Annotated in this window: 7 protein-coding genes; 1 reads left to right on the forward strand and 6 read right to left on the reverse strand. The window is 45.8% G+C overall.

Features of this window, described 5'->3' with window-relative positions; all coding sequences use genetic code 11:
* Positions 1 to 193: 193 nt before the first annotated feature.
* The 5 genes from HMPREF1212_RS13690 to HMPREF1212_RS13710 all read right to left on the reverse strand — a co-directional run bounded on the left by HMPREF1212_RS13690 (position 194) and on the right by HMPREF1212_RS13710 (position 10,009).
* Complete coding sequence (locus HMPREF1212_RS13690) at positions 194 to 3,106, reverse strand: glycoside hydrolase family 2 TIM barrel-domain containing protein (RefSeq protein ID WP_046149731.1); 2,913 nt, start codon at positions 3,104 to 3,106, stop codon at positions 194 to 196.
* 95 nt (positions 3,107 to 3,201) lie between these two features.
* Complete coding sequence (locus HMPREF1212_RS13695; RefSeq protein ID WP_046150394.1) at positions 3,202 to 4,809, reverse strand: RagB/SusD family nutrient uptake outer membrane protein; 1,608 nt, start codon at positions 4,807 to 4,809, stop codon at positions 3,202 to 3,204.
* Positions 4,810 to 4,848: 39 nt separating this feature from the next.
* Positions 4,849 to 8,157, reverse strand: coding sequence for a TonB-dependent receptor (locus tag HMPREF1212_RS13700; protein WP_082099883.1), 3,309 nt, complete (start codon positions 8,155 to 8,157; stop codon positions 4,849 to 4,851).
* 230 nt (positions 8,158 to 8,387) lie between these two features.
* Positions 8,388 to 9,368 carry a FecR family protein gene (locus HMPREF1212_RS13705; RefSeq protein ID WP_046149732.1) on the reverse strand — a complete coding sequence of 327 codons (981 nt, stop codon included), beginning with the start codon at positions 9,366 to 9,368 and terminating at the stop codon, positions 8,388 to 8,390.
* Between the two features lie 98 nt (positions 9,369 to 9,466).
* On the reverse strand, positions 9,467 to 10,009 hold the full coding sequence (locus HMPREF1212_RS13710) for an RNA polymerase sigma-70 factor (protein WP_046149733.1): 543 nt from the start codon (positions 10,007 to 10,009) through the stop codon (positions 9,467 to 9,469).
* 149 nt (positions 10,010 to 10,158) lie between these two features.
* Between HMPREF1212_RS13710 and cysK the strand changes: the two genes are divergently transcribed.
* Entirely contained in the window at positions 10,159 to 11,106 is a 948-nt protein-coding gene (cysK, locus tag HMPREF1212_RS13715) for a cysteine synthase A (protein WP_028726790.1), read from the forward strand.
* A gap of 74 nt (positions 11,107 to 11,180) precedes the next feature.
* Here cysK and HMPREF1212_RS13720 read toward each other — a convergent pair whose 3' ends face one another.
* Entirely contained in the window at positions 11,181 to 14,531 is a 3,351-nt protein-coding gene (locus HMPREF1212_RS13720) for an InlB B-repeat-containing protein (protein WP_046149734.1), read from the reverse strand.
* Positions 14,532 to 14,599: the final 68 nt, after the last annotated feature.

Consider the following 14,599-nt stretch of genomic DNA (forward strand, 5'->3'; position numbering starts at 1 on the left):
TTAAGTTATTAATGGATCAAATGTATAACTTTTGCTGCTTGGGTACAGCCGCTTATACGAAAAAAAACTACGCAAAGGTTTGCGTAGTTCTTATAGGAGAATAGCACTATTGTGCTGGTTTGACAGGACTATTATAGCTTCTTTTCAGCACTATAAAGAGAGTAGGTCAAGACAGTTGTCTTGTTCCTCGAAATCAATAAAGGGATATCTCCCCCAGCCCTGCACGTCCTTCCGAGACATCCTCGATGGTTAAACGGAGATATTTTATTTCACGGTCTACCGTCATCGGCTTAAATTCCCAGCCGGTACATTCCCGTTCGTAAAGAGGTTCCCAATGTTCGCCGTCACGGGAAGTTTCTACTTTATGTTTGTAGGAAGAACTGTCTTTCTGGAAAAGGATACGGCTGGCCGCTACATAAACCGGACGATCCAGGGACAAGGTAACCACCTGTGGGAGTTTATCTTCCCCTGCGATCCACCAGGTATGATCGTCGTTATCTATTATATTTGATGCGGGGTAACCGTTCTGGCTACTACCGACCTGTACGGAAGCGATCTTTAAACGAGGTCTTTCCAGCATACGTTTTTGCCAGGAAGATGGCTTCACGATTACATTATCTTCCTCTGTACCGGTAAATGCGGTATGTTCTCCATCCAGCAGGTAAGAAATTTCAGCGGGAACTGTTCTAATTTCGGCTTTCCCGGCAGACAGTCCATCTGCTGTAGCTTCTACCGTTATATTCCCGGCTTTCTTCGTTGTCCGTATAAAAGCAAAACCGATACCGCCCTCCACCTTTTGCGGATTGATACCGATCCGGCTGATCGTGTCGCCTATCAATATGCCTTCACCAGACACCTTGATCCGTATCTCCTGTTGAGAATTATAGACTAAAGAACCATTTTTATCGCAGACCTTTACATAAACGGGAATCATATCCGAGCCGTCTGCTGCGGGAGTTATGCCATTGGTTTTAATATCGACAACCAGATGATCTGCCTTTTCCGGTGTTGTCACGTTATGGGTGGCTATTACTTTCCCATCTGTTAAGGCTTCCGCTCTTAATGTTCCGGCTTCATATGCCCCGGCATTAAAAATAAAGGCAGGGCTTCCTCCTTTTTCTACTATCGAACGATAGAATGGGGTTCTTTCCTCCCGCGTCTGTTTTCCTACCGGTTTATCGTTACGGTATAACCTGACCTCTTCACAATTGGAAAAGACCGTAATATCTGTCGTGGACGAACTAAAATCTTCCGAAGCGTTATAAGAGGCGATAAAAACCATCGGGCCTTCATATAATCCCGGCTGGGAAACAGATTGATCGCGCATGCTCTGCAACATGAAATAGCTGAACTTCGGATAACGGTTGATGTCGACCACACCGCTATACATCGTTTCATCCTGGCTCCCCCGCGCGTAATCATTGTAACTCCATACGAAATGCCCTCCCATATGTGGATTGGCATCCAGCATACACCAGTCGAAATATCCCTGTCCGTTCAGCTGTTCGATACGGCTACGGCACTGGCGCATCTGTTCTTCTTCATTCTCTTTCAGGCTGACACGCGGCTTCTCTCCTACACCGTCGCCCCATTCACGGGTGAATAAAGGCTTGACCGAAATAAAATCTTCGGGATAATTGCTCATCACATCGCCATCTTTCGGAAAGCGGGATACCTGCTTATAAAAGACATCGTAATAGGGTTCCATATCAGCATGCCCGAAATAATCGCCGGCAGTGTACATCTGGTCACCCGGATACTCCGCATGGGATAATTCCTGTATCTCTTTGGCCAAGGAAACCGGATAACGGGACTCGTTCAATGCCGTTTCCCAAAGCACAACCGAAGGATGGTTCCGGTCACGGCGGATCATCTGCCGCCCGATATCATAAAGGCGCCTGATAAACGTAGAGTCGGGATTGTAGAACTGCCAGCCGGGGATACATTCGACAACCAGCAAGCCATATTGGTCGCAAGCATCCAGAAAAGCCGGATCAGCCGGATAATGGGCGGCGCGGACGGCATTATAACCTCCGCGTTTCAGGTCGATCACATCCCTGGCCTGCATCGAGTTGGAGGCTGCATCTCCTATATTAGCATAAGCCTGGTGACGGTTAGCTCCGCGCATGTACAGTTTCTCCCCGTTGATGAAAAAACCTTCTTCCGCTGTATAACGGATCGTACGGATACCGATCTTTTTATTTGTTTCATCCAGCACTCTATCTCCGGATAATAATTGCGTCTGCAACGTATAGAGATAAGGTGTATAAGGATGCCATAAGGTTGGGCTGTCGATAACCAAGTCCTGTTCCACAGTCTCGTCCGATTGTTTTAGCAGGCGTACCGGAGTCTCTGTCTGAGCAACCACATGGCCTGTGGTATCCCTTAACCGGGAAAGGATTGTCAGATCCTTATATTCGTCCGTCAGGTTACGGATATGCGTAGACAGATGCGTTTTTGCCCGTTCTTTGGTGACTTCCGGGAAGGTGACGAACTGTCCTCCGCCGGCTATGATATTTTCCTGCAAAGGATCTGTTATGTAGACCTTATCGGTGATCACCATGCTTACATCCCGGTAGATGCCGCTATAATAATAAAAGTCCATCTTATCCTGCGGCTTTCCCGGAGGTGTCAGCGGATCATATTCGGCAGAGACGCGGACAGCGAGTATATTGTTTCCATCCCAATTGATACGATCCGTGAGGTCTGCCACAAATCCCATATAACCGCCGTGATGCGTCGTTATCTTTTCTTCGTTCAAATAGACATCGCAGTTTGTCATGACACCTTCAAAAGAAACGACAATGCGTTTACCCTTATATTCCGCCGGTAGCTTGAAATAACGGCGATACCAGCCAATGCCGTCATAGATTGAATTTCCGCCGCAATGCTTTGTCTCCAGTTGCATGATATGGGGTATAACGGCAGGCATCCAGCCGGAGTCATCCAGGTCTGCCTTATGGCCTTCTTCCACATCGCCCCGGTAGAAAGCCCAATCGGTATTCATATCCAATACCTGCCGTACAGGGGAAGAGGAACTGCATCCGTATCCAGATAGAAGGCTAGCGAAAAGCAGGATAAAACAGAGTGATTTATAATACTTCATATGATTCAAGTGTTTTTCTTTACAAAAGAAGGGATATATCAGAAAGAATCCAATATATCCCTCATAAACTAATTAGTATAATACACTAATACCTATTAGTAACCTGTGTTCTGTTTCAGGTTCGGGTTCTTATCCAGATAATCCTGTTTGATCGGCAGATAACGGTTATGAGTGGCGAATGAACGGTTTTCAATCAGGCTCGTACCGCTAATTGTTGCACGTTTGTAAGGATCCGGTTCATTGACATTTACTGTTCCTGCCGGGCGGGTCAACGGACCGTTCAGTACGGTCTCGGCCAGCATCTTACCGCTACTGTCTTTCCAACGAAGGATGTCGGCACGTCGAAGACCTTCACCAGCCAGTTCGATAGAGCGTTCGCGGCGGATCAGTTCACGTAGTTTGTCCTTCGTGGCATATTTACTGCGGTCTACTGCCGGCATACCGACACGGTTGCGAACCTGATCTAACATATTATATACCTCAGCAGAAGGGCCATTCAATTCGTTTTCGGCTTCGGCATAACTTAATAATACTTCGGCATAACGGAAGATAATCATCGCTGCACTGGTAGCCCACATATCAGTATATTGAGACTTGTCTGACAGGTATTTTCCCCAGGTAAGCGCTGTTTTGGAAGCATTATCGGCATCATCCGGATTATTTGGATTTTTATTTCCGTCGATCGTAGCATCCAGTGTATTCAGGATACCACCTTCCCAATCCATTCCGGGGAAAAGAACGGTCATAGCCATACGTGGGTCGCGATTGGCATACGGATGGGTAGCGTCGTAACCGCTTCCGGCTTCTTCCTTGGTCAAACCATTACTCATTTCGTAGGCGTCTACCAGGTTCTGAGTCGGAACCATCGACGACCAACCTCCATCGGCATTGTTGTACATCGTTCCGATCATCCAGTTATCATACAGGTTTTCGTCGCGCTGAACAGAAGCGATGATTTCTTTCGATCCTTGTCCTGCGATGGTGAAAAGATTTTCAAAACTGGGATCCAGGTCATATTGTCCCAGAGCGATAATTGCCTTTGAAGCATCTATTGCACGCTGATAGTCACCATAGTATAGCGCCGAACGCATTTTGAGAGCCAGGGCGGTACCTTTCGCGATATAACCTATTGCGGCAGGTGCATCATTTAATAAAGGAATAGCGGCATCCAGTTCGTCATAAATGAATTTCTTTACTTCATCTTCCGTATTGCGGGCTACCTTTGCGTCATCGGCTGTTTCGTAAGAGTCGATGATAGGAACACCGCCATACCACCAGTTCATGTTGAAATACTGATAAGCACGGATTGTCTTTACCTGGCCGATCATATTGTCTTTCTTCTTTGAATCGGCAAACTCAAGCGGTTCGATATTGGTCAGGAAGTCATTGCAACGGCGGATCATGGAGAAATCATAATAATCCGCAACCTGGTTGCTGGCTGTCATACTACCGTTGCCGACATTCTTCCAGTTCTCATGAATATGGTAGTTGAAGCCGAAGTCCGACCCGCAATCCCAATACATAATACCGGTTTCATCACCCCAACCGTCGTAACAACCGATCAGGAACTTTTCGGCATCACCTTCTGTCTGCCAGGTGGTAGCGGGAGACAGTGCATCTTTAGGTACTGTATCTAAAAAATCTGAACAGGATGTGCCGGCCAAAGTCATTCCGGCTATCATATATATATATAAGCGTTTCATATTATATCCTTTTATTTTATTCATAACTAATCGTTCCTATTAGAATGTTATATTCACACCGAAAGCATGTGTCTGGGTCAACGGGAAACTGGAAGCACGTTCGCTGGAGATTTCCGGGTCGACATTGACAAGCATGTTATGGATCGTAAACAGGTTTTCTACCGAATAATAAACGCGTAGGTTATCGATACCGACCGGTTTCAGGATATTCTTCGGAATGGTATAGCCAAACTGAAGGTTCTTCATGCGCAGATAGCTGGCATTCTGTACCCAGAAATCAGACATCACATTTGACGATAAGCTGGGAGAAGTAGTCGAATAGGCAATGCGCGGCATCTTGGCATCCTGGTTATCGGGTGTCCAGGCATCCAACCAGACAGTGGCAGGATGAGAGTCGTCGCCGTTGAAGTAACCGGTCACTTCCTGGTTGATCAGGCGGTGTACACCTGCTGCACCGGAGAACTTCATGGAGAGGTCGAAACCTTTATAGCTTGCGTTCAGATCTAAACCGAAGGTAACGGAAGGATCTTTCGAACCGGCCATGATACGGTCGTCTGCCGTGATCTTGCCATCGTTGTCCGTATCCTGATAGATAAGGTCTCCGGCTTTGAACTTGCGGGTACCGAACGGATAACCGGCTTGTGTGGAATATTTATCCATCCAGGCTTGTGCTGCTTCGTCGGAATTGAAGAAACCATCTGCCTTATAGACACGGTAGGAGTTCAGGCGTTCGCCTACGCGACGGAGAATGTTACCGTTGTCGGGGTCTACCATGTCGGTTACACCACCCAGGTTCAGTACCTCGTTCTTATTGTAGGCAAAGTTACCGGCTGCACCGAATGACCAGTCGCCCCATGTATTGTTGTAGCTCAAAACGATTTCAACTCCTTTGTTTACCATTTCGCCTACATTATCTTTATAAGCATCCAGACCGAACTCCTGCGGTACGGGTACGTCCATGATGATACCGGTTGTCTTGCGGTCGTAATAATCGAAAGTGAAGTTGATCTTGTTGTTGATCGTCGCATCTAGACCGAGTCCCCAGGTACGGGCTTTTTCCCAAGTAATGGTAGACAGCTTGTAAGACTTCTGATAATAACCCGATTGCAAAGAACCGCCTAACGGATATTTGGCATCCAGGTCATAGGTATTCATCCAGGGATAATAATCCTTCAAAGCATCCTGGTTACCTAGTTTACCCCATGAACCGCGTATTTTCAGGTTGTTCAACCAACCTTTCGTGTCTTCCATAAAACCTTCTTCGCTTATGCGCCATGCACCGGAGAACGAAGGGAAATACCCCCAACGGTTACCGTCGGCAAAACGGGAAGAAGCATCCGCACGGATATTGGCTTCCACGAGGTATTTGCCCATATAATCATAGTTCACACGACCGAACCAGGAGATCATGGCCAGTTCACGAGTAAAGCCTTCGTTCTTCTGTGTCGCTGCATCCCCGGCATTGATGTCTGTCAGGTCGTTTGTCGGGAAGTTTTTACGTTCCACTTTGCTTTCGCTATAATCATATTTCTCGGTATGCCAACCGGCCATTGCTTTCAAGCCGTGCTTACTGAATTGTTTGTCGTAATTCAGCAAAGCGTCGAAAGAGGCACGGTGCCAGCCGTAGAAATGCTTATTCAGTTTATTCGGCTCTGTTTTCTTATTCGGATTATACTCGATATATTTCTGGAAAGCGGTATAATCTTGCTTGTTATTTACATAAGAACCTGTAACGGTTGCCATCAGGCCGTCGAGTATCTTATAATCGGCTGCCAACGTGCCGGAGAAGTTCTGGTTCTTGCGGTCGACAGTCTGGTTTGCATCCAGCCAGGCAATCGGGTTACCGTCGGAGATCGTGCCGTAAGTACCGTCATCGTAGCGGTTCACGATCCACGGGGCGATACGGTTCAACTGGCGGATGATCTGGTCGGAACTACCGCTTGCGTAGGATGAGTTCGGGTCGGAATAGTCATTCTTGATATAAGCCAGGTTCAGACGGACAGTCAATCGGGAGTTCAGCTTCATATCCATATTGGTACGGCCGTTGAACTGCTGTCTTTCGGAATGCGGAAGGATACCCGTCTGGTGCAGGTAGCCGACCGATCCCATGTATTTGGCTGTTTCCGTACCACCACTGATACTTACGTTATGAGAATGCTGCACACCTGTCTGGTAGGCTTCGTCATACCAATCCGTATTCGGGTAATTAGGGTCTGTACCATCTTTGAACAATTGTATTTCACTATCGGAGAAACGTTGATTCAATCCTTCGTTCACCAACGACTGGTTATAGAGACGTGCGTAATCGTAGGAGCTCATGCGGTCGATCATCTCCGTTGCCCGCTGAACGCCGACATACCCGTTATAGGAAATGCGCGGTTTGCCGCTCTTACCCCGTTTCGTCGTGATCAGGATAACCCCGTTCGATGCTTTCGAACCGTAGATGGCAGCCGATGCGGCATCTTTCAATACGGAAATGCTTTCGATGTCGTTCGGGTCTACCGAGTTCATCGTTCCGGTCTCGACACCATCCACCAGGATATACGGGTCGGCGGTATTCAACGTACCGACACCACGCACACGGATCGTTGCACCATCCTGTCCGGGACGTCCCTGTCCGGAAGTAACCGTCACACCGGGCATGATTCCCTGAAGGGCGGAAGATACGTTCTGCACCGGGCGATTCTCCAATACCTTACTGTCTACCTGGGCAACAGCGCCCGACATATTCAGTTTCTTTTGTACACCGTAACCTACCACAACAACTTCTTCCAGCTTTTGTGTGTCTTCCACTAAATTCACATTCAGCATAGCTTGTCCGGTGTAAGGAATTTCCTGTGTCAGATAACCGATAAAGGAAACCTGGAGAATATCCCCGTTCTTCACTTCTAGCATGAATTTACCATCCAGGTCGGTAATACTCCCTACCGTAGTCCCTTTCACGATAATATTCGCCCCGATAATCGGTTCATTGTTAGTATCGGTAACAACACCGCTCACCATCTTGTTCTGCTGTGCCACCATCACACCGGCGACAGTCTTTTCCGCATTGTCGGCCTTTACCAGTACCTGGCGGTCGATGATCTGGTAATTATATCCGGTATCCCGGAACACCTGGTCTAAGACCTCTTCTAAAGTGGCATCTTTGGCTTTTACACTTGCTTTCCTGTTGACGTTTACATGATTGTCGTTAAAGAAAAACGAGAATTCACTGTTCTTCTCGATGTCCTTCAAGATCTCAATTATACTACTGTTCTTTTTGTTGATCGATACTTTGTAATTCTGCGCATAAGTAGAAGCAGATATACAACAGGCAACGCCTAACGAAAATAAGGTTGTGATCTTCATAACGCGAATTGTTTTTCTAAATAACGGGACATAACAATCCCTGTCATTGTTTTTTTTCATAACTTTGTATTGTTTTTGATAAATACTCGGATGCAAGTCATACCTTTATACTCTATTTGACCTGCATTCTTTTCGAAAACTCGTAGATTGGAAGGTACTTGCAGGTATCTTCCAATTTTTTTAGGCTAACTTCTCTAACTGTCCATAGGCATATAAATTTAAGTTATTAATTATTTCAGTTCTATTATAAAATTTCCATTATTGGTCTTTTGATGTCCTAAAGGGGAAGATTCTCCCATCATGAATAAGATGCGTTCCAGCGATTCATCCCTCACTTTAAATGTAAAACGGTATTTCTCTGCCAAATCCTGCTGGCACATAATCTTACGCCCGTACCATTGTTCAAGGCGCGGTATGATCATGGATAACTTCTCATTCTCAAAGCTCAGTATTTTCTGTTTCCGCCAGGAAGTATATTTATCAGCATCGACATCCAGGATGGAAGTCAGGTCGCTTCTTTTATCGTGTACGATCTTTTCATTCGGGGATAGGATAAACTCTTTGCGCTCCCCGGTAGGATTGTTCAGCCCGATTTTCACTTTACCGTTCAGCAGGACGGTTTCGAGTTTGTTCTCTATTGCATAGTTAAAGACTTCAAATGCCGTGCCTAATGCCTGTACATCCATGTGAGGAGTATGTACGATAAACGGTTTGCCGGGATTTTTATGGACATCGAAGAAGGCTTGTCCGTCCAGATGGATTTCGCGCGCATCACCGGAGAAGACGGAAGGATAGGTCAACTTGCTGCCGGGGCCCAGTTGCACGACCGTACCGTCCGGCAAATAGACCGACTGCATATTCTGGATGCCCGAAGTAACGATATAGACCGGAGCTTCTTTCTTATTCTCTTTAGCGAAATAGAAGGTCATACCTCCTACCGCCAGCAGCAGAAGTATGGAAGCCGCTACACTATATATTTTATAATATAGATATCTATTGTCAGAGGCTTTGGAATAAAGCCTCTGACAGATCTGGTACCAGATCTGTTTTCCGTTAACGTGATCGGAAGCGGCCGCATCCGGAGCATTCTCCCATTGTCCGGTCATATGCCGCTTCACGGCATCCTGATCGTTCAGGGCGGCCTGTTCCTGTTCAGCCAATGCGTCCTGCATCAGTTTCTTCAATATATATTTTGTATCGTTGTGCTCCATGTCTATTTATCTACTTTATAATAAATACACGCGAACAGACGGGTACCCCCTATCCGGCCGCAATTTTTTTTCGTGAAAAGAAAGGAGTGGTATCGGTTCTATAAAAACAGGGACAGTAATATGAGATTCTTCCTCAAAAACTTCAGTGCTTCACCAATTTGATTTTCAACGGTCTTTTCAGAAACACCCAGGAGTTGGGAGATCTCTTTATAACTTTTGTTCTCTTTCCGGCTCAGATTAAATATTTCACGCCGGCGGGGTGGCAGGTCGGCAATCAACAGATCGATATATTCACTCAGGTTCTTCGCATCGATCTCTTCCTCGATATCGTATGAGTTTTCCATAGCGGAAAGAACAGTCATCTTATAGAAGTCCTCATTCAGGTTTTTACGATGCATATTAAAGATCAGATTGCGGGTGATGATAAAAAGCAATCCCTTAAAATTATCCTCCTCCCGCATAAAGTCGCGCGACTCCCATACCTTAATAAAGACTTCCTGCACAACTTCTTCCGCTACACTCTGACTCGTCAGGTAAAGCCGGCTGAAATTGTACACCTGCTTCCAGTACTTCTTATATAAAGTAGTAAAAGCTTCCTGGTTACTTTGTTTTAGTAATAAAATAAGTTCGTTCTCTTCCATCTGTTACATTCGGAATAGTACAAAGATAAGAGAATTATTTTATTGTTAAGAAACAAAAACAAAATATACCCTGTTTATGGTATTTCCCGTAACCCAATCAGGCCTTATCTTTGTTGTATAAATAAGAACAACTAGAATTATAAAAGAATATGGCAAACGTAGCAAAAAAACTGACCGATCTGGTAGGAAACACTCCCCTGTTGGAGTTTTCTAATTTCAATGCAAGTAAAGGATTAAAAGCTAAACTGATCGGAAAACTGGAATACTTTAACCCGGCAGGCAGTGTGAAAGACCGCGTCGCCCTGGCAATGATCGAAGATGCCGAAGAAAAAGGCATCCTGAAACCGGGAGCCACCATCATCGAGCCCACCAGTGGAAATACCGGCGTCGGACTGGCCTTCGTCTCTGCCGCCAAAGGATATAAACTGATACTGACCATGCCGGAAACCATGAGCCTGGAACGCCGTAACCTGCTGAAAGCACTCGGCGCCAACCTCGTCCTGACCCCCGGAGCCGACGGCATGAAAGGTGCTATCGCCAAAGCGGAAGCCTTGCGCGATGAAACACCGGGCTCTGTTATCCTGCAACAATTCGAGAACCCGGCAAACCCTGCCATGCACGTAAAGACAACGGCACAGGAAATCTGGCGCGATACGGACGGCAAGGTCGATATATTCGTTGCCGGTGTAGGTACGGGCGGTACCGTCAGCGGTGTCGGCGAAGGTTTGAAAGCCCACAACCCTAACGTAAAGATCGTAGCCGTAGAGCCCAGCGACTCCCCTGTCCTTTCCGGCGGTAAGCCCGGCCCGCATAAGATACAGGGTATCGGTGCAGGTTTTATCCCTAAGATATATAATGGTAAGATTGTGGATGAAGTAATCCAAGTGGAAAACGACGATGCCATCCGCACCAGCCGCGAACTGGCTCAGACCGAAGGCCTGTTGGTCGGTATCTCTTCCGGTGCCGCCGTATATGCCGCCCTGAAACTGGCCGAATTGCCGGAGAATGCGGGTAAAACAATCGTCGCGCTGCTGCCTGATACGGGAGAGCGGTATTTGTCTACCGTGTTATATGCGTTCGAAGAATATCCGTTGTAAACAGAATTGGAATCCACCTGGTATTATTACATATAAAGATGGGCTACCCTTGAAGGAGGATAGCCCATTTTCATTTATCTTATGATTATCTTCTTTGTTTTCTCTCCCTCCAGCGTCAGGAGATAGACACCTGCGGCCAGATCGTCGATGCGGGTATCTCCTGCCGGAAGCAGGCGCGAAAGGATCAGGCGACCGGATGTATCGGTGAGATACAGGCGGGTAGCGCGGGGCACGGTGACCAGTAGCAATCCGCCGGATGTCGTGATATGGAAGCCGTCGGACAGTGATTCGTTGCCGGTGGCAACGTCTTTGACAATGCCGGTGATCCCGACCGTTATATCGCTTTGTACATTCGGTATGATGTATTTGCCGGTGGATGCATTCGGGGTAAGCGTCTCACCGCGAGCCGTCACGACCGGATGCGAGTCCTTTCGATATCCTTCGCCGAGCGTAAGCAGGAAGCTGAAATTGCCCCAACTCTCCACCTCGTAGCTGCCTGCTGCCGGATCGGTTGCCGCGCCCTCCACGGTGGGAAGGGTGACGGTGTAGCGAACCGGGGCGGGGTCGTCGGGATCATCTGGAATGACAGGCGGATTAACAGGCGGTACGGACGATGCTTTGAAAGTAGCCGTCACCGTTACGTCGGCGGCAGGCATCACGAAGGTTGTTCCGGTGATGGTTTCCGTTGTGCCACCGTCAGTAGTATAAGACAACGTTTCCTGTTCGTAGCCTTGCGCCGGGGTAACGGTCAGGGTAACGGTTTCGCCCTCAATGGCTTGCGTCTTGTCGGCAGTGACTGTGCCGTTTGCGATCGCAGGATCGATGGCGATGGCATATTGTTTCGGAAGAATGGTAAATGTCCATTCCGGCACATTCAGATCGTTGGCGGAATTGTAGTTATCGCCTTCTGCAACGTCAATCTTTACGGTATAGGTACCGACTTCAGTCGGATCGACAGGTGCTGTCTCGCTCTCCTTGTAATATTTAAGGGTGATGTTGCCAACACCCATTAAACCGTCGTTAGCTTTAATCGTAGCGGCTTTTTTATTACCATTATAGACGAGATCGGTCGGGGCGGTAAAGGTAAAGTCGGCAGCAGATAAATCAGCTTTGTTGACTGTTACGGAAACACTCCGTCTAACCCGATGATTAGCTTCATCATAATCATTGATCTTGCTCCAATCATAATTATCATAATCTGTAACAGGATAATAAGCCATATAACCGGAATTAGTCACAGTCGGTACAATCGTTCCGTCCTCCCATTGCCAATCGTCAGTGATTGTTATATCGGATAGCTTTGCTCCGTATGTTACAGGGGATGATGAAGTAACTTCCGGATCTTTCGGATTGCTAGCCTCTGCCTTATTCACTGTGATGGAAAGATTTTCCACGACTGTGTTATAATTCTTTGTATCGGCTGGTGTAAAGGTAGCGGCAAAAGTTTTCGGGGATGAACTTACATTACCTACGGAAGTTTCCGAAGCATTCCAAGCCCAACCATCCGGCAAATTTATATCTGCCAATGTCTTACCATAGGTAACAGATAAGCCAGAAGGTATAATATAGATTGGTGTTGCTTTTTCGATTGTCAAAGTCTTTGTCTGCTCGTCAGCAGTCAGGCTTGTTGCCGAGCCGCCATAATTAGCGGTAAGCGTATAGTTGCCCGCATCTAATCCTTGCGTATCAAAGGTAAATGTATATTCGTCTGAACCAGTAACTGTTTGGCGATCGGAATAGTAAGTATTTGTTCCATCCGTCAATGTCAGTTGTACGCTGTTCATGGCGGCGCTGCGGGTTGTTACTTTTTCTGTAACGGTGAGCTTTACTTTCAGTTCATTATTTTCTTTATTATAGGTCGTAGTAATATCTTTGGCTTCAAAAGTAATTGCAGAGTTGTCGGAGGGAGTAGTTGTCGAACCTGCATCAAATGTAAAGTATCCTTTACTATTTCCATCACCATCTACACCACCAGGAACATAAGTTGCTGGGTAAGTTGTAACTTTGTTATCATTTGTACGCACAGTAATAGTATGTTTCACACCTGTCATATAAAGATACAACTTATTATCACCTTCCGGATGGTTCCCACTAATATAATAAGGAACACCATCGACTGATACATCGGTTGCATTTGCTATTTCGGGAGTAATGCCGAGATAAATATCATTATTATTCTGATTTTTAATAATAGACTTATCAAATGGAAAAACAGTCCAAGGACTACCACATTTTGCATATAAGCTTCCTCCACCTATAATTATTTTAGGTGAATTGATTGCTAATCCAGGGTCTGCATAGCCACCAACAGGATTTCCACTACCACCTAATAAATAAATTGTTCCTCCATATATTTCAACTGATTCTGTTGCATTTATAGCATTTCCTCCTTTACTATCATAACCGCCATTAGCATTTCTAAAAGATTGACCTTCAATAAAAATATTTCCACCATAAATAATCAGCTTCTTAGTTTCAATAGAATGTATACCTATTCCATTCTCTCTTTGAGGAATAGTAATTTTTATATTACCTCCATTAATAATAATTTCATCTGAAGTTATCCGACTACCATCTGTATTATTGATTGTTCCTTTGTTTATAATCGCTTTATCTCCTGAAATAGGACAGTTAGTGAAAGTACCACCATTAATAGTTACATTATTGAAGGTGCAGTTGGTGAAGGTGCCATCATCAACGGAGGTTTCACCGCCAAAGCTACAGGGATCAAAAGTACCACTATGCACAGTAATTATCCCATGGATGTCTTCTATTTCTTTTGCCCTATAGTCTCCGTTCCCTTTTTTCGCAATAACCTCTCCCCCCTTAAAGATAATCTTTAAATTATCCGAACCTATTCCCGCTCCTTTATACCCCATATGATTATTGGTACCATTACCTCCTATAGCCTCAATTTTTCCGTTTTCAATCTCGATTGTTGCTTCATAAGAGTCATTTCTGCATCCTCCAATACCGGATCCTGTTTTTCCCCTGCTATCCGGATTATTTCCTCCTGTTGCCTTTAAACTATGAGAGGTGTTTTCAGCTGTAATTTTCAGATAGCTATTTTCCTCCAAATGGATACCCGCTTTATCTCTACCACTCTTCACTTCATTCGTTCCCGACAGGCTCAATATCAGTTTTGCCTGTTTTTTCAATTGGATAGCTGCTGCATAATCTATACTTGAAATATCAATAGATAAACCGTTGATTGTTACATTCGCCGTCACTCCCTCTTCAATCACAATCCGATCCGTCGTTGTCGTCCCCGAAAAGGTTAGTGCTGTTTCAGTCAGTACAGTATACACATTCTCTGCATAAGAATAATCCGTACCTTCTTCCCCTCCTGTAACTGTCAATCCTTCTGCCGCCAGCGTCAGCGGAAGAAACAGGATGGATAAACATAAAATTAATATTGTCCTCATTTTTATTGTAGTTGGTTGATGATGATTTGTTAGTGATAAAGGGGTGTGTTACAGGCCGTTTTAGGGCG

This window comes from Parabacteroides sp. HGS0025 (genome assembly GCF_000969845.1).
GTDB lineage: Bacteria > Bacteroidota > Bacteroidia > Bacteroidales > Tannerellaceae > Parabacteroides > Parabacteroides gordonii.

What these genes read in the sequence shown, in the direction of transcription:
- HMPREF1212_RS13690 (WP_046149731.1), bottom strand. Translation starts at nt 3,106, where the DNA reads ATGAAGTATTATAAATCACTCTGTTTTATCCTGCTTTTCGCTAGCCTT.
- HMPREF1212_RS13695 (WP_046150394.1), bottom strand. Translation starts at nt 4,809, where the DNA reads ATGAAACGCTTATATATATATATGATAGCCGGAATGACTTTGGCCGGC.
- HMPREF1212_RS13700 (WP_082099883.1), bottom strand. Translation starts at nt 8,157, where the DNA reads ATGAAGATCACAACCTTATTTTCGTTAGGCGTTGCCTGTTGTATATCT.
- HMPREF1212_RS13705 (WP_046149732.1), bottom strand. Translation starts at nt 9,368, where the DNA reads ATGGAGCACAACGATACAAAATATATATTGAAGAAACTGATGCAGGAC.
- HMPREF1212_RS13710 (WP_046149733.1), bottom strand. Translation starts at nt 10,009, where the DNA reads ATGGAAGAGAACGAACTTATTTTATTACTAAAACAAAGTAACCAGGAA.
- cysK (WP_028726790.1), top strand. Translation starts at nt 10,159, where the DNA reads ATGGCAAACGTAGCAAAAAAACTGACCGATCTGGTAGGAAACACTCCC.
- HMPREF1212_RS13720 (WP_046149734.1), bottom strand. Translation starts at nt 14,531, where the DNA reads ATGAGGACAATATTAATTTTATGTTTATCCATCCTGTTTCTTCCGCTG.